The organism is Actinoplanes sp. L3-i22 (assembly GCF_019704555.1).
In the GTDB taxonomy this organism is placed as follows: domain Bacteria; phylum Actinomycetota; class Actinomycetes; order Mycobacteriales; family Micromonosporaceae; genus Actinoplanes.
Genome location: NZ_AP024745.1, coordinates 6,586,717 through 6,603,475, shown reverse-complemented (window position 1 = coordinate 6,603,475; position 16,759 = coordinate 6,586,717). Strand labels below are relative to the sequence as shown.

The following is a 16,759-nucleotide window of genomic DNA, read 5'->3' as shown; positions in this document are numbered from 1 at the left end:
TGCCGTGTCCGATTCCAGCCGAACTGGCTCGTTCGGCAGGCCGAGACCCTCGGTTAGGCAATGGCTTGTGCGTCGGGTGCCTGCTGGTTGCCCGAGGTTGAAAGCAAGAAGGCTGTATCGGCCGCTGTCGGCCGGCCGCAACAGCTTCTCGCGCTGGCCGTGGTCGCCTCGGCATCCGGCGCTGTCGCGAGACCGTACTGATCCTCGGGTCTGAGAGCGCCGATAGTGATCCCGCGGGTCGGCGGGAAGAAAGCGCTGTTGCGCAGCACCCCGACGTCGGTGCCCAGGATGCTGCCGGGGGCGATGGGTAGCTCGTGGTGACGCCCGGAAGAGCAAAGTGCTGGCCAGTGTGGGCACGCCCGCTGGTTCGCGATGATCGCTGAGGCCGTGCTCATTCCATCCGGTCGGGTAATTCACGCTGGAGCGCACTGCGATCCATGCATGGCAGATCGCAGACGCAGTCAGCCCGGCCGTCGGCGGCTCGGCCGTACAGAAGCTGAGAACGCCCGGCAGTGAGATGACTCGGCTCGCGATCAACCTCGAAACGGCTGTGGTGCGTGCAGCGCATTGCGTCCCCAGGGGCTCGTATCGGCAGGCTGGAAGCCGCCGACTCATCCGATCGGGCATGACCATTGGCACGCGAAGGCGGGTCGGATGAGCGGCCCGGACAGGTGGCCGCCCAAACGGCCGTTCCTTTCATATGCCGCAAAACGGACCCTTGCTCTGTATCCGTCTGCTCGGAATAAGGTGGGAATGGAAAGTAGTCACAAGGCCAGCGCGGCTTCGCTACCTACGCCACGGCGCGCGCCTCGACCAACACGCCGCATCACCGCAACAGTGATGCTGTCCGTCATAGCGGTGCTGGCCACCCTTCTGCAGGCTCCAGCCGCGCAGGCCGCCACCGCTCCGGCGGTCACCGTGCCGGCGGGCCAGTTCAGCGGCGTCGGTAATCCGGTCAGCGACCTGGCAATGACCGCCTCCGGGGGCACACTGCCGCTGGCATGGTCAGCCACCAACCTGCCACCCGGCCTAACCATCGATGCCCTCACGGGCGTCATCAAGGGCACCCCGACAACGGCAGGCACCTACGCGGCGAAAGTGACCGCTAAGGACGCCGCGAACCTTTCCAACACCGCCTCGTTCTCATGGACGACAGGCACCGCACCAGTAGTAGCCGCCCTCGCCGCTCCGGGATACCGGACCAGCCTCCGGAGCACCGCGGTGTCCGGCATCACGCACTCGGCAAGTGGCGCGACAACGCCGTACGTATGGTCGGCGACAGGCCTGCCCACCGGTTTGACGATCAACTCGTCGACCGGCGCGGTGACCGGCACACCCACAGCCAACGGCTCGTTCACGACGAAGGTCACCGCTACCGCCGCGTCGAAGATCCCGAGCGCTCCGTTGTCATACACCTGGGACGTGGCGGACGCCCTGGCGTTCACCGCACCGGCCACCCAGCAGGGCACGATCGGACAGGCCACCTCGCTGACCCTGTCCGCGAGCAGCGGCACTAGCCCCTACACGTGGACGGTCACCGGCCTGCCCGCAGGACTCACCGCGACGACCGCCGGCGTCATCTCCGGCACCCCCACGACCGCGGCGACCTCTACGGTTTCCGCGACGGTCAAGGACGTAGTCGGGCGCACGCTGGCCCGCACGTTCAGCTGGGTTGTCGCGGCCGGCCCGTCGGTCACCGCCCCGACCACCCAGAACGGCACCACCGGTGCGGCGATCACGAACCTGACCGTGACCGCTGCCGGCGGGACCAGCCCGTACACGTGGACCGCGACCGGTCTGCCCGCCGGGCTGGCCATCAGCACGGCGGGTGTCATCTCCGGCACCCCGACCACCGCCGGCTCGTCGACGGTCACGCTCACCGCCAAGGACGCCAACGGGCGCACCGGCAGCACCACCTTCACCTGGAACGTCGCCGGCCCGCTGACATTCACCGCGCCAGCCACGCAACAGGCAACCGTCGGTCAGCCGACCACGCTGACCCTGTCAGCTGACGGCGGCACCAGCCCCTACACCTGGACGGTCACCGGCCTGCCGGCCGGCTTGTCCGCGACAACGGCTGGCGTCATTTCCGGCACGCCTACAGCCGCGGCGACCACCACGGTTTCCGCGACGGTCAAGGACGCGGCCGGGCGCACGCTGGCCCGCACGTTCAGCTGGGTTGTCGCGGCCGGCCCGTCGGTCACCGCCCCGACCACCCAGAACGGCACCACCGGTGCGGCGATCACGAACCTGACCGTGACCGCCACCGGCGGGACCAGCCCGTACACGTGGACCGCGACCGGTCTGCCCGCCGGGCTGGCCATCAGCACGGCGGGTGTCATCTCCGGCACCCCGACCACCGCCGGCTCGTCGACGGTCACGCTCACCGCCAAGGACGCCAACGGGCGCACCGGCAGCACCACCTTCACCTGGAACGTCGCCGGCCCGCTGACATTCACCGCACCGGTCACCCAGCAGGGCACCGTCGGCGTCGCAGGCTCGCTAACACTGTCCGCTGACGGCGGCACCAGCCCCTACACCTGGACGGTAACCGGCCTGCCCGCGGGACTGTCCGCGACGACCACCGGCGTCATCGCCGGCACCCCCACAACCGCGGCGACCACCACCGTGTCCGCGACAGTCAAGGACGCGGCTGGCCGCACGCTGACGCGCACCTTCACCTGGGCGATCGCCGTGCCGGTAGCCGCCACCGACCCGGGCGCGCAGACGGGCACGGTCGGCCTCGCCGGCACCCTCACCCTGACCGCGACCGGTGGCACAAGCCCGTACACGTGGACCGCGACCGGCCTTCCCTCCGGTCTTGCCGTCACCAGCGGCGGCGTGCTCTCGGGCACCCCGACCGCCGCCGGCGCCACGCGGGCCACCGCTACCGTCACCGACAACGTCGGCCGCACCAGCAGCGTCTCCTTCACCATCACCGTCACAGCAGCGGTCGCGGTGACCAACCCCGGCGAGCAGAACAGCACCGTCGGCATCAGCGCGCAGCTCACCTTGGCAGCCACCGGCGGCGCCGGCACCTACACCTGGAAAGCCGACAGCCTGCCCGCCGGCCTGACCCTCGACACCGTGACCGGTGTCATCTCCGGCACCCCGACCACGGCTATGACCGGAACCGTCAAGATCACCGCAACCGATTCCTCCGGCACAGCGGGCATCCTCAACCTCTCCTGGACGATCGTCAGCCCCACGAGCCTGGCCAACCCCGGCTCCGTGCAGGGCACTCTCGGTATCGAGGTCTCCCAGCAGCTGACCGTCACCGGCGGCAAAGCCCCATATACCTGGACAGCCGCCGGCCTGCCCGCCGGCCTGACCCTCGCTGCAGGCACCGGTCTCATCAGCGGCACCCCCACACGCGGGACCACCACGAACGTCACCGTCACCATCACCGACATCCTGAAGAACACCAGCACGGTGACCTTCTCATTCGTCATCGCCGCCCCGGCTCTGACCTTGACCGCGCCCACCCCGAACGCGACCGACCAAGGTCAGCCCGTCGCACAGCCGCCGATCACCGTCACCGAGTCCGCCGGGCCACTGACCTGGACCGCTGACGGCCTGCCCGACGGCCTGACGATCAACAGCACCACCGGCGTCATCACCGGCACCGCACGCTCCGCCGGAACCTTCACCGTCACCGTCGCCGCCACCAGCGACAACGGGCGCGCGGGCAGCACCTCCTTCCCCTGGCAGATCTACGCCGCACCCGCCACCGGACCCACCCCGGACTCCGGCACGGCCAACGGGCTCGGCCCGGATGTCAACAGCGGCGGCGTGACTGTGCTCGGCGGCTACGCGTACACCGTCGTAGGCCTCAAAGTCGTCCGCTACGACGTCACCGCCGGCAAGAACGCCCCTGCTCAGACGGTTGCCGGTAGCAACGACTACGGATGCGGCAACGCCAGCAGCGGCAGCCAGGCACGCTTCTACAACGGCGCCCGGGTCATCGGCACCGACGGCTCGCTGATCTACGTCGCGGACTTCATCTGCGGCCTCCGGGTCGTCGACCCCGCCACCGGGGCCACACGAACCATCCAAACAAACTTCGCAGCGAGCTCGATCATTGCGGGTCACTACCTCTACACCGCGGACAACAACGGCCGGATGTGGCGGTACAACCTGCAGTCGGGTCAGACGGCTCGTCTGTTCGAGAACATCGAGTTGTACGGCATGCTGGCCGCCGACGACACGTACCTGTGGGCGTTCAACAACTCCAACAACACGCTCAACCGCTTTGCCCTGGACGGCAGCACCGCGAGCAAGACGTTCCCGCTGCCCGGCAACGGCGTCACCGCCGCACGGTCGGCCAGCGACTACGTCTACTTCACCGACAACCGCAACCTGCTCAGCCGCATCAGCAAGACCGACGGCAGCCTGCAGATCGTCGCCGGCGACGGCGCCCACAACGACGACCTGCTCTACAACACCACCGGCATCGCCGCCGACAGCACCTACCTCTACACCGCCGGCGACCACGGCCTCACCAAACTCACCTCCACCGTGCGTACCTTCACACCACCTGCCACCAGCCCCGTCGTGGACTCCGGCACGGTCAACGGGCTCGGCCCGGATGTCAACAGCGGCGGCGTGACTGTGCTCGGCGGCTACGCGTACACCGTTGTAGGCCTCAAAGTCGTCCGCTACGACGTCACCGCCGGCAAGAACGCCCCTGCTCAGACGGTTGCCGGTAGCAACGACTACGGATGCAGCGATGCCAGCAGCGGCAGCCAGGCACGCTTCTACAACGTCCCTCGAGTCATCGGCACCGACGGCTCGCTGATCTACGTCGCCGACTTCAACTGCGGCCTGCGCGCAGTCAACCCGAATACCGGCACCACCCGCACCCTTACCGCGCCGTACGCCGCGAGCTCGATCATTGCGGGTCACTACCTCTACACGGCGGACAACAACGGCCGGATGTGGCGGTACAACCTGCAGTCGGGTCAGACGGCTCGTCTGTTCGAGAACATCGAGTTGTACGGCATGCTGGCCGCCGACGACACGTACCTGTGGGCGTTCAACAACTCCAACAACACGCTCAACCGCTTTGCCCTGGACGGCAGCACCGCGAGCAAGACGTTCCCGCTGCCCGGCAACGGCGTCACCGCCGCACGGTCGGCCGGCGACTACGTCTACTTCACCGACAACCGCAACCTGCTCAGCCGCATCAGCAAGACCGACGGCAGCCTGCAGGTTGTGGCCGGCGACGGCGCCCACGACGACGACCTGCTCTACAACACCACCGGCATCGCCGCCGACAGCACCTACCTCTACACCGCCGGCGACCACGGCCTCGCCAAACTCACCTCCACCCCCCGTGTATTCCAGGAGCCCGCCGACCACGCCGCCGTCGACTTCGGCGATGTCCGTCCGCTAGGCGCCGATGTAAACAGCGGCGGCATTGCCGTGCTCGGCGGCTACGCGTACACCGTCGTAGGCGCCAAAGTCGTCCGCTACGACCTCGCCGCTGGTGCGACCGCTACCGCACAGTCGGTAGCCGGCAGCGATGGCTACGGATGTGGCGACGCTGGCAACGGTAGCCAGGCCCGCTTCTCCAGCGGAGCCCGCGTCATCGGCACCGATGGCTCCCTGATCTACGTCGCCGACTTCAACTGCGCGCTGCGGGCAGTGAACCCGAACACCGGCGCTACCCGCACCGTTCCCGCGCCCTTCGCAGCAAGCTCCACCATCGCCGGCAACAACCTCTATACCGCTGACAGCTACGGCCGTACCTGGCGCTACAACCTGCAGTCCGGCCAAACCACCCGCATGTTCGAGAACATCGACATGTACGGCGTTCTGGCTGCTGACAACAGCTACCTGTGGGGATTCAACAACTCCGACAACAAGCTCTACCGCCTCGCCCTCGACGGCAGCCCCACGGCCAAGACGTTCCCGCTGCCCGGCAACGGCGTCACCACCGCCCAGTCGGCCGGCACCTACATCTACTACACCGACAACCGCAACCTGCTCAGCCGCATCAACAAAGCCGACGGCAGCCTGCAGATCGTCGCCGGCGACGGCGCCCACGGCGGTCTGCTGCACACCACCAGCGGCATCGCCACCGACGGCAAATACCTCTACACCTCCGGCGAACACGGCCTCGCCAAACTGACGTCCGTCGACCGTACCTTCGCGAGCCCCGCCGAAGGCCCGGTCCTGGACTCCGGGATGGTTACCCGGACCGGCCCCGACAGGTGGGCCTTGGGCATGACGGTTCTCGACGGCTTCGCCTACATCGGCATGGGAACCAAGGTCGTACGGGTTGGGGTTCTCCCGGGCAAAGACCCCACACCGACGACAATCGCCGGCAGCGACGCGTCCGGCTGCGACAAAGCCGACATGGGCATGGGCGCCCAGGCGCGCTTCTACAACGCCAACATCATCGGCAACGACGGCGAGTTGATCTACATCAATGACCCGACCTGTGGACTGCGGACGGTCAAACCAGCAGACGGCACGACCACCACGATCGGACCTGCGGCAGGCGGGCGCACCGCGGTCGCCGGGCGAAACCTCTACAGCGCCGACAGCGCAGGAAAGATCTCACGCTACGACCTCGGAACGGGCGTAACCACCCGCGTCTTCGACGGCGTCACGATGAACGGCCCACTCGCTGCCGACGATACGTACCTGTGGGGATTCGACAGCGCCGGCTCGCTCCGCGGTCTCGCACTGAACGGCAACACCGCCGAAAACAAAACGTTCTCCATGCCCAACAAACTCGTCTTCGCAGCTCTCTCTGTGGGCAACTACATCTACTTCGCCGACGGACAGAACCTGCTCAGCCGGATCAGCAAGACCGACGGCAGCCAGCAGATTGTCGCCGGCGACGGTGCCCACAACGACGACCTGCTCTCCACCACCGTCGGCATCGCCGCCGACAACACCAACCTCTACACCGCTGGCCAGCACGGCCTCTACGTCATCAGCAAAGCTTCACGAGACTTCACGTCCCCTATCGCCGATGGGGACGGTCCGAAGCTCGGAATCGACTCGCCTGAGAAGAAGATCGCCAACCTGCCTGACATCCGGTCAGGCGTCACTGTCCTCGGCTGGTACGCCTACACCGCTTCAGGATCGAAAGTATCGAAGACCAACATCTACACCGGCGAGACCACCACGGTGGCCGGCGGCTACAGATCCGGATGCGGCGACGCGAACACCGGCGACCAAGCGATGTTCTACAGCGCGTCCGTCGTCGGGTACGACGGATCACTGATCTACGTCTCCGACTCCGTCTGCGGCCTTCGCGCAGTCAACCCGGCCACCGGTTCCACCCGCACCTTGCAAGCGTCGGCAAACCAGCGATCCTCCATAGCCGGCGAATTCCTCTACACCATTGACCAGTCGAACACCCTGTACCAATACGGACTCAAAAGCGGCATCACCAACAAAGTCAGACAGGATCTCCCCGCCGAGGCCCTGATGGCCGCCTTCGAGTCCGGTGTCTTTATCGTCAATGACCAAACAAGAACGACAGTGCTGGCCGAGGACACAGGCGGCAAGCAGGTGGGGCGCTCCATCGGCACCATCTCCGAGATCAACAACAACCTTCGCTACCACGTCTCGGGCTCGTACATGGCATACGCCGACAACGCCTTGTACGTCATGGCAGAAATATCACAGCAGGAATCCCAGCCGCCGACCCTGAGGCTCGCCAGGATCGATGCAATCGGCGCGATGACGGTCATCGGCGAATCACTCGAACTGTCGAGTGGCACCAACGCCGGCTTCGCGATGACGAAGACCGACATCTACCGCCTGAACAACACATCCTTCGGCACCACCGACATGGTGCGAACCCACACCGGCGGCGTCCAGGACGAGGACCCGAACTTCCAGGTCGACCTGAGCCTCTATGTGGAAAAAGGCACCGCCTTCGTTCCGACGTCGCACGCTGAAGACCAAGATCAGTTCAGCGGGCAAGTTCTTTTCTGGGATGCTGAAACTGGCCTGTGCCAAGCAGTATGTCAAGGCGTCAGAACGCTGGCCAGAGAATATTACGACCGCGCCGGAGAAAAAGAAGAACCGTGGCTGTGCGAACTCGGAGTAAAAGACTGCACCGTCGATGACTACGAACGTTTCATAATCTACAAGTACGTGGACGAGCAAAGATGGTACGACCACGGCGGAAACCTTCTTACCGTACGCAAAAGAGACATCTTCACCACGGGATGTACGGACTATGCAAGTTCTTCAATTTGCGCAATCGACCTTTGGGCTAGCGAAAACCTTAGCGGCAAAATTGATGATGCGGCGACGGTCTACGACGTCTACGACCTGATCCGAAAGTTCCTCCGTGGACGTAATGGTGTCCGCCAGGAATGCCTCCCCTTCAACAGCTTCCGCGGTGATACCCCCGTACTCATGGCGGACGGCAGCACTACCGCCATTCAGGACATTCGCCCCGGGCAGCTCGTGCTGGCCGGTGACCCCTCCAGCCAGACGGCCTCCGCCCGGCCGGTAACCGAACTACTCATCAACACGGACACCGATCTCACCGACCTCACCCTCGCCGACGGTTCCGTAATCCACACCACCGCACACCACCCGTTCTGGACACCCGAAAACCAAGAATGGACCGACGCCCAGAACCTCGTTGCCGGCACAACCCTGAGCAGTACCAACGGCATCACCACTGCGGTCACATCGGTGCGCACCTTCACCGGCAGCATGACCATGTACAACCTGACCGTCGACCGCATCCACACGTACTACGTGATCGCCGGTAACACGCCCATCCTGGTGCACAATTTCAATTGCCCGAGGAAGATCGACTACGACTCAGACGATCACGACCTATCACGCCGGGCCGCCGACTTCCGGCGAGGAAACGGACTTTGGGACGCCGAGCACAATGTCGCTGTTGCCAGAGTTCGGGCGCCGGACGGAACGACACGTATTGTCGAAAGCTCGAGCGGCCCATCGGGACACTCAGAGAAGAGGATCATTGATCAGCTGAAGCCGGACGACGTAGTAGTAGAACTCTACTCCGAGCGGAAGCCGTGCCCAGACAGCTGTGACCCGATGCTGGAGATGGACAAGCGTTTTGATGAGGCAGATATAACCTACTCGGTAGACTGGCATACTCGAAAGACCGAGCTTGGCAGGGCGAAGAATCAATTCGAGACCGGCGAGCTGAGCAAGCTAGTTGCAAAAGCTAAATATCGGCGTGGCGAATAACGGTAGGATCCGATGGCGGACGATAGGAGCGATATGGTAGTCGGAAGGGTGTCTCCAGAAGAAGAAGGCAACCTCCAAGAGCTGGCACAGGCAGTTGCTGCAGATCTTCGATTCATCGGCTTGAAAGTTGAAGAAGCAGGCGATTGCTTTACCGGCTCCGTAAACTTGATCGAAGGATTTGTCGTCTACTATGATCCATCGTCCCAGGACGATGAAGGTGGCGTTTTCGCCAGATGGAAGCCAAGCGCTGGGCTGCTCGACACGGTGCCGAAAGAAGGGGAACCGGACACCAATCAATTGTATAAGTCGATCAATGCAATGTATGAAGCGCTTCGCAAAATCCTTGAAGCAGCTGGATGGCAGGTGGCTGAGGGTGATTACGAGCCCGCCATAAAGATCAGTCGGAAACCAAAGCACATCTAGATCTATAAGAATGGTGCGGGGCGAGGAAGGTTACGGCGACCTTCCTCGCCCCGCACCATTCCGGGGAAACGAGTCCATTATCTAAGCAGGTAGCCCGAAAGTCGGTACGCAACCCGCTCGGTTAGTACTCCAGCAGGAGATCCGTTTTACGGTTCTGTGAGGGCTTGGCGGGCGTAGTGGCTGGTATCGCGGTGGCTTGATGGCGGCGCCGGAAGATGGACCAGGCGACGACGTCGGCGATCCGGCGGGCGGGTTCGAGGAGTCAGCTGGGCCGCCGTCGGCGTATGGGCCGACAACATATCCAGCCAAGCCATCGGCTGGAACCTGCCCCTTCACCCCGACCACCCCGCAACCGCAGTCGCCAGCGCTTACCAAGCAGTCAACGAACCTGCGGTCCTCACGATCGGACTACTCACCAGCAGCAGCCGACCGCTCTGCGCCCCGCCAACACCGAACACCAACACCGTATGGGTCGTCGAGGGCATCAGCGTGCTCGCTGCCATCGCCGGACAGCGAGTCTGCGCCCCAGTGTTGTGCCGCAGCGGTATACCGAGCGTGGCAGTCACCCACCTCGTCAAGGCTGCTGTCGCCGCCGGATGGCAAGTAAAGGTGTCCTCCGATTTTGAGCCCGGAGGCCTTCGTGGCGCCATCGCACTGATGCGCTACGCGGGTACAGCGGCGACTCCCTGGCGGCTCACCGCGGCCGACTACGCGGCAGGACAAAGCGAGGGGGAGCCATTCACGCCGCGACAAGTTCCTGCAACGCCTTGGGATCCCGAACTCACGACCGCCATGCGAAAACGCCGGCGACGTGTAAGCGAGGAAGGCAGACTTCAACTACTCCTGGTAGACCTGCAGGATTCGTAGCAGGGTCCCGTCGGTAAGCACCACCACACCGAAGGACCGGGGGCTGTCCGACCGGCCCCGCAGCGGCCGCCCCCGCAGCGGGCAGCCCGAAACTCGGCCAGCGCATCCACCGACTGCTGCTGACCCCGAAAGCGTGGACCACCGCCCGAATCTGGCGAGCCCTGGGTCGTCCACAGCTCAGCCTGTCCACGCTGCGCCGCCGCAATCGGAAACAGGCCCGCTGGTGCCGGGTTCTCCCACGAAGAGTGATGATGGTTGGTGTGATCGGTCGTGGACGCCGTCGCGATGGCCCAGGCCGCCCGCAGCCTGGAACTCGACCACCTGTGCTGGCCGCGGCAGGCCCGCGATCGCACCGCCCTGCGAGTCCTGACAGCAGCTCGCGATCAGATGAGCGGCGAGCGCACCCGCGCGGTCAACGCGCTGACCGCGCTGCTGCGAACGGTCGATTTCGGCGTTGACGCCCGCCGGGCCTTGACCACCACGACGATCGCGACCATCGCAGCCTGGCGCACTCGGAACAACGGCACCACGATGGTCATCTGCCGCGCCGAGGCCATCCGGCTGGCCCGGCGCATCCGCGCTCTCGACGCCGAACTCGCCGCCAACCACACGGCACTTCAGCAAGCCGTCAGCACGCAAGCGCCGCAACTGCTCGCCCTGCCCGGCGTCGGCGCCGTCGTCGCCGCAACCGTGCTACTCGCCTGGTCACACCCCGGACGCATCCGATCCGAGGCGGCGTTTGCTGCCCTGGCCGGCGCGTCACCCCTACCGGCATCATCAGGAAACACCACCCGCTACTGGCTCAACCGCGGCGGCGACCGGCGCCTCAACCGACCGCTCTACACCGTCGCGCTGGTCCGCATGGGCCACGATGCGCGCACCCGCGACTACGTCGCCCGCCGCACCAGCGAGGGCCGCACAAAACGCGAGATCATGCGCAGCCTCAAGCGCTACATCAGCAGACAGCTCTTCCGGACTCTGAACGGCGCCAACCCTGCCATCAGCAGCACTTAACAGCTATAGAAGCATCTCACTGAACAGCGCGGCCTGGCTTCGGAATTTACTCGTTGCTGCCGGTTTCTAACGACTCGTTCTTGAGAATTAGTATTGCTTGAATATTTTCTGCAAACCAACGGTTTCGTTCGAGTAGGAGGCCACTGTACGGCACCGGGAGCACCATCGTCGCTCCGGACAATGTCGCTACTACTAATTTGGTTTGTCCGAAGCGGCGCCGCGTCTGCACGTGGGAAATTTGTGCCCAGGGCGTAAATGTCGTCGACAAGCGACTGCGTGTGATAACGAGGATGCCGGCGCGGTCAGCGACGACGCGTATTGGTAGAAGGCTGGTGTAGCCGGCCACTGCCGGCGCGGCAAAGGCTATGAGGCCGATGATAATTCTGTGAGTAATTGGCCGGTTACTTGCAGCGAAGAATTGCGTTAACACTGCTACCGTCACCATGCCTGCGAATCCTGCGGCACCAGCATGTTGAAGGCGTTGGCCGAGAGTCGTTTGGAAAGTCACCGGCACGGTGTGGGTCATTGCGAGGTCTCCTCTTGCCGACTGTCGGTCTCTGGTGTTTTGAAGACCGGTCGCTTCATTCTCAACGTTTCTGTGGTTCAACTTCGGCAGCGGCTTCCTGATGTTCCTGGGCTGCGACCTCGCCGCCGTGATCTGCTTCGTGCTGGTCGTGATGATCCCGTTCGGCTTCGTCGCCGGGCGCTGTTGTTGGCCGAAGGTGGCGTCGTCGGCCAGCGCAAGTCTGGCTGGCCGACGACGCCGACGCACTTATCGAGCGCAGTGGAACACCGAGCCCCACTTGTCCGGGTAGGAGAGACGCCACACCTTGTGAGCCCTTACTGTTGCGGTGAAGACCGCTCCATGGTCGCGAGTGCAGTATTTCTTATACCACCAGACGAATCCGCCTCCGATGAGCCCGCCGATAACCGCTCCAGCGACGCCACCGATGCGGCTCCCGATGGCAGCAGCGATGATAGGGAGAATTTGTCCCCAGTCAGCGTCGATGTCGCGGTGGGACAACCTCGGCTGCGGATCGTCGTGCGAGCCGAGGAAGCCGCCGCCATCGGCGAACTCGGGCTGGCCACCCTGCGGCGGCTCAAGACCGGTGATCCGGCCGCGCCGGGCTGGCCGGTCATCGCCCGGCTGCTGCGCCTGCTGGACGCGGTCAACGCCGGGTTGGACTCCCCGCCGACCCCGCACCGGCGCCGCGCCATGCTGGACGTGGTCGCGCTTGTGTTGACGCGGTGCGCGCAGCCTGGTGCCGGCAGCTACTGGGACTGGCCCGCCGAGCGGTGGGAGGCCATGCTGGGCCGCACCGTGGCCGAGTTCCGGGCCGCCGCGCCGCCGTGGGTCGGTGACGAGGTACGGCCCTATCTGGCGGCGCACGCGTTCCTGCTGGGCGGGTTCACCGCGTTTCACCGGCTCGGCAGTTTCCAACGGCTGGTGCTGTGCTGGCGGCTGCCTGGCTCAGACCGGGCGACCCGCAGGCCCCTCCCTCGGGGGCAGGTAACCGTGGGTGCGCAGGATGCGCTCGAGGAAGTCGCGGACCATGAGGGTGGCCTGTCCGGCGTCGAAGAGGTCGTCGCCGCCGAGCCGGAACACCTCGTAGCCCTCCAGCTGCAACGCCCGGTCTTCGCGCATCATCTCCGCGTACAGGCGGGGGACTCGCGCCGTCGGCGTAGTGGTGCTTGCCGTCGATCTCCATGACCAGGCGGCGGCGCCCGCGCAGCAGCATGAGGTAGTCCATGCGCCGGCGGGGCAGCGGACCGGCCGCGCCGGACCGGCGGCCTTGGGTGTTCGGGTCGAAATGCAGATAGACCTGCGGGATCAACGCCGGCAGGCCGAACCCGTGCTCGGCCAGCAGCTCCCGGTAGGCCCGGAACGTCAGCCGCTCGGGTCCGGGCTCCGCAGCCCGCTCTCGGCCAGCGTCGAGCGAGCGGGCCGGGCGGCGGTACAGCTGAGTGGCGGCATCGCACTCACTGATGCCGGGCTCGGCGTTCCGATCGGCCCACCAGGCGACCAGCTCCGCCCAGCTGAGCCCGCTCTCGCTCAGCGGCCGGTCGCACACCAGGCAGAACTGCGCGTTCTTCACGATCTCGATGGTGTTACTGACCGCATCGGCGAGTACCAGCTCGGGCTTGGGGCCGTCGGCCGCGAAGATCAGGTTCCGGAACGGGGTACGCACGCCGCCCTGCCGGGCGCTGACTACCTGCAGCAGACCCCACAGCTGCGGCAGGTAGTGCTGATCGACGACCCCGGTTGCCGAGATCGGTCAACTGATCCTCGGTGTAGTCGCCGATCCGGCTGCTAGAACGAGAAGCTCGCCTTCGCTATCGTCGGCGAGCCCTGCTACGGGAAGCCTGGGTGATCGTTGCCAGGCTCATGCGGCGTCCTTTCGCGGGCGCTGGCGGCCAGCTGACTTGAGTGAAGCGGCGCGTGCTTCGGCCATCTCGTCGCGACCCTGCTCGTCTATCACGGCGTAGTCACCCCCACGGGTGACCTTGGCGAGGAATTTCTCGACTTGATCAGGGGTCATGGAGCGACCATCGCCGTAATTACAATGCTCGAATTTGTCGGCTCGGCAGTCTTTGACGAGGCTGGTGGGGGAGAAGCCGCAGAGTTCGGCCACCTCTTTGATAGGCGTAGCACCTCGTGTCCGGGCGTTACTGATTTGAAGGTTGGACAAGATCAAACTGAGAAATTGTTGCACCTCGTCGGCGGTCCAGGGGCCGGGCCTCATGTCGCGGCCTGCGCATTGCAGCGGCTGAACGTCCAGAGTTTGGAGCCGTCGAGATCGGCGTGGGCCGTGCCTGCGATGACAGGGCAAGGAGTGGCGATGTGTCCACAGGCGCCGCTCTGGAGCCGCGTTAGATCGTGGTGTTTGGCGCCGGCCTCGGCCACGAGTTCGCGAGCGGTGGATTGTTGGTGCTCGCGGAGCCGACGGACTTCCGTACCGTCAGTCATCGATCGCATGATGGCGACAATAGGCTACAAGTGGCTAGCTGGGCAAGGTTGTGTGGCTCGAAATGGCTAATCGCCTCATCGGGCGACGCAAGACTGCAACGGCCACTCCCTGCTCCGCAGGAGCCACCCCGGGTTCCGCTGCAGTAACGCTTCAAGAAAAGCCTACGTCTCTACTTCACGTCACCACTTGTCGCCACCATGATGTAGCCATGTCAGACTGGAAACGCCTCGGCGACACCGTCATCAGCCGGCGCATCGAACTCAAGATGCCCAACCGCGACGACCTCGCCACCGCCAGCGGCATCAGCTACCGCATCCTCGGCGACATCGAAACAGGACGCCGCAGCAACTTCGACCGCACCACCCTCGCCAAACTCGAACAAGCCCTCCACTGGACCGCCGGAAGCGCCCGGACCATCGCCGAAGGCGGCGAAGCAACCGTCGCGACACGGCCAGCGGCCACCGAACATCCCGATACCGCAACACCTCACGCCAACGACGCAGCCCTGAGCCAGGACGAGGAGCCGTCTCTTGCCCGCGTCCGGAACAGCGACTTGCCCGACGCGACCAAAGCCAAGATCATCAGGCTGCTACGCGCAGACCAGCAACGTGCCGCACGCGAACGCGACGCCCTCGCCGAAAACCTGATCCGCGAACTACGCGAGGACGCCTAACCTCCTTGGACTCCGGCGCAAAGAAATCTTCCAGCCCCAGCAACTCACTGTCGTCGCCCAGATCCGCCAGATGCCCGTAGATGTCCATAGTCGTCTGAAACCGAGCGTGACCCAGCCGGCCCTGAATCTTCCTGAAATGCCACCCCTGCGCGATCAACACCGATGCATGCGTGTGCCGCAGGTCATGCGGCGACGGCCGACGGTGCGCCGCCAGCACGCCCTCGCAACCGCAATCCGAAATCTCGTAGATATTCGGGCCCCGTTTGTTGCCCTTCTCCGTCAACGGCACGACCGGCGGATGCTCCGGGCACCGCTGAGCCGCCGCAACCGCCTTATACCAACACTGCTGGCGGAAATTGCGATGATTCCACCTACACCCCCGCGGACTGGTGAACAGCAGCGCTCGAGGGCGTTTCCCCTTTACACGGGCAGCTAAAAGGTCCGCAGCAGGTCCAACGACCGTGACGTCGCGAACACTGGCCGGCGTCTTGGGCTTTCCAAGCGTGCCGTCCTCGCGCAGACTCTGCCGCACCAAGATGGTCGCACCACCGGTTCTCGGAAACACAACATGCTCAACATCGAGCGCGAACAACTCGCCGATCCGCAACCCGGTCCGAACCCCCAGGAAGATCAGATCCCGGAGATCAGGCCCGCACTTCGCAAGAATCAGCGACACCTCATCGGCGGTAAGAAAAATGCCCTCCGACGGGCCGACCGGCGGAAGACCGAACACCCGCTTCCTGTCGCCCGGACCCGCAGCCGCCGGATTGACCCCAATCCAACGCGGCGAAGCCGCGCCCAGGCAAGCCGCAAAAATCGTGAACTGCTTGCGGATTGTCCAAGCCTTCAGTAAACGGTTACCGACACGCCGATTCTTGTTCCCATACGTGACCCGCGCCGACTTCAGCTGTGCCACCCACTCAAGAACATGCTCACGGGTGATATCAGGCAGCCGCCGGTGACCGAAGTACGGCATCGCACGCATCCGAAGATAGCGCTCGTACTGCTTGAGGACCTCCGGCTCTACCGCCTTCGTCCGATGCAACATCTCAAGCCACTGCTCAGCCCACATCTTGAACGTAGGCACCACATCCGGGCCGGCAGCAGGGGAACCGAGGATTGCCTCGTAACACTCATCGCGAGTGATGTCGTGACTGCGCGCCTCGACGAGCTTCTTCGCTGCGAGAGCGAGCTTCAGCCGGGCGGCCGGCGGTCCGCTGAAGGTGCACGACTGTTTCGCCCCACCCCGGCTGCCGCCGAGCAACCACGTGATCCGGACCGAGTTGCCGCGGTGTTCGGGAGAGGAAGCCATAGACGGGACCGTACCTTCCCCCGTTTCCCCACGGGGTCACCAGACGGTCGAATTTGCTCTCCTGCGATCGAGCACGGTCGAGTTTGCGCAAGCATGATGACCTGCATAAACGCTGTTTCTGCAGGTCATCGTCTACAAGCGACACTGAACATCACCAGGACGGTGTCGAAGCCCGCGGCCTCGGCCTCCTTGGCCTGCGCGGCCACCGTGTCGAACAGCTGCTCGTTCGGCACACCGGGGTAGGTGAAGTTCGGGATCTGGTAGCCGAGCCGGATGGTCATGCTGTCCCCAGTTTCA

At 64.8% G+C, this 16,759-nt stretch carries 11 protein-coding genes and 2 pseudogenes; 8 read left to right on the top strand and 5 right to left on the bottom strand.

The genetic code is table 11. The features are described from left to right. Positions 1-840: 840 nt before the first annotated feature. The 6 genes and pseudogenes from L3i22_RS53775 (at position 841) to L3i22_RS29700 (ending at position 11,508) form a co-directional block, all read left to right on the top strand. Entirely contained in the window at positions 841-9,204 is an 8,364-nt protein-coding gene (locus L3i22_RS53775; protein ID WP_255658726.1) for a putative Ig domain-containing protein, read from the top strand. Positions 9,205-9,252: 48 nt separating this feature from the next. Further along, a complete protein-coding gene (locus tag L3i22_RS29715) occupies positions 9,253-9,627 on the top strand; it encodes a hypothetical protein (protein ID WP_221320822.1) in 375 nt (124 codons plus the stop codon). Positions 9,628-9,782: 155 nt separating this feature from the next. Then, positions 9,783-9,827 (top strand): annotated as a pseudogene (locus tag L3i22_RS54670) (hypothetical protein); the annotation flags it as partial. Continuing rightward, positions 9,808-10,494: a DUF2399 domain-containing protein gene (locus tag L3i22_RS54665; RefSeq protein WP_221330218.1), complete on the top strand. Its 687-nt coding sequence runs from the start codon at positions 9,808-9,810 to the stop codon at positions 10,492-10,494. The pseudogene L3i22_RS54670 and the gene L3i22_RS54665, both read left to right, overlap by 20 nt. Before the next feature lie 40 nt (positions 10,495-10,534). After that, positions 10,535-10,724 (top strand): annotated as a pseudogene (locus tag L3i22_RS54660) (IS630 family transposase); the annotation flags it as partial. Between the two features lie 40 nt (positions 10,725-10,764). Continuing rightward, positions 10,765-11,508: a transposase gene (locus tag L3i22_RS29700; RefSeq protein ID WP_255657253.1), complete on the top strand. Its 744-nt coding sequence runs from the start codon at positions 10,765-10,767 to the stop codon at positions 11,506-11,508. Between the two features lie 46 nt (positions 11,509-11,554). Here the strand turns inward: L3i22_RS29700 and L3i22_RS29695 are convergent, their stop codons facing one another. Beyond that, positions 11,555-12,034 (bottom strand): hypothetical protein, encoded by a 480-nt coding sequence (locus L3i22_RS29695; RefSeq protein ID WP_221320821.1) that lies wholly within the window; start codon positions 12,032-12,034, stop codon positions 11,555-11,557. 339 nt (positions 12,035-12,373) lie between these two features. Between L3i22_RS29695 and L3i22_RS29690 the strand changes: the two genes are divergently transcribed. Then, positions 12,374-13,219, top strand: coding sequence for a hypothetical protein (locus tag L3i22_RS29690; RefSeq protein WP_221320820.1), 846 nt, complete (start codon positions 12,374-12,376; stop codon positions 13,217-13,219). A gap of 673 nt (positions 13,220-13,892) precedes the next feature. Here L3i22_RS29690 and L3i22_RS29685 read toward each other — a convergent pair. Together L3i22_RS29685 and L3i22_RS29680 are read right to left on the bottom strand one after the other, a co-directional pair. Beyond that, on the bottom strand, positions 13,893-14,222 hold the full coding sequence (locus L3i22_RS29685) for a hypothetical protein (protein ID WP_221320819.1): 330 nt from the start codon (positions 14,220-14,222) through the stop codon (positions 13,893-13,895). Positions 14,223-14,248: 26 nt separating this feature from the next. Beyond that, positions 14,249-14,476 (bottom strand): hypothetical protein, encoded by a 228-nt coding sequence (locus L3i22_RS29680; protein ID WP_221320818.1) that lies wholly within the window; start codon positions 14,474-14,476, stop codon positions 14,249-14,251. 209 nt (positions 14,477-14,685) lie between these two features. On the opposite strand from L3i22_RS29680, the gene L3i22_RS29675 reads away from it, so the two are divergent. Beyond that, positions 14,686-15,150: a helix-turn-helix transcriptional regulator gene (locus L3i22_RS29675; RefSeq protein ID WP_221320817.1), complete on the top strand. Its 465-nt coding sequence runs from the start codon at positions 14,686-14,688 to the stop codon at positions 15,148-15,150. Here the strand turns inward: L3i22_RS29675 and L3i22_RS29670 are convergent. Beyond that, the gene (locus L3i22_RS29670) at positions 15,059-16,462 is read right to left on the bottom strand and encodes a site-specific integrase (RefSeq protein WP_221320816.1); all 1,404 of its coding nucleotides are present in this window, start codon (positions 16,460-16,462) and stop codon (positions 15,059-15,061) included. The genes L3i22_RS29675 and L3i22_RS29670 overlap by 92 nt on opposite strands. 125 nt (positions 16,463-16,587) lie before the next feature. Beyond that, positions 16,588-16,743, bottom strand: a complete 156-nt coding sequence (locus L3i22_RS29665; RefSeq protein ID WP_255657252.1) for a hypothetical protein — start codon at positions 16,741-16,743, stop codon at positions 16,588-16,590. Positions 16,744-16,759 lie beyond the last annotated feature (16 nt).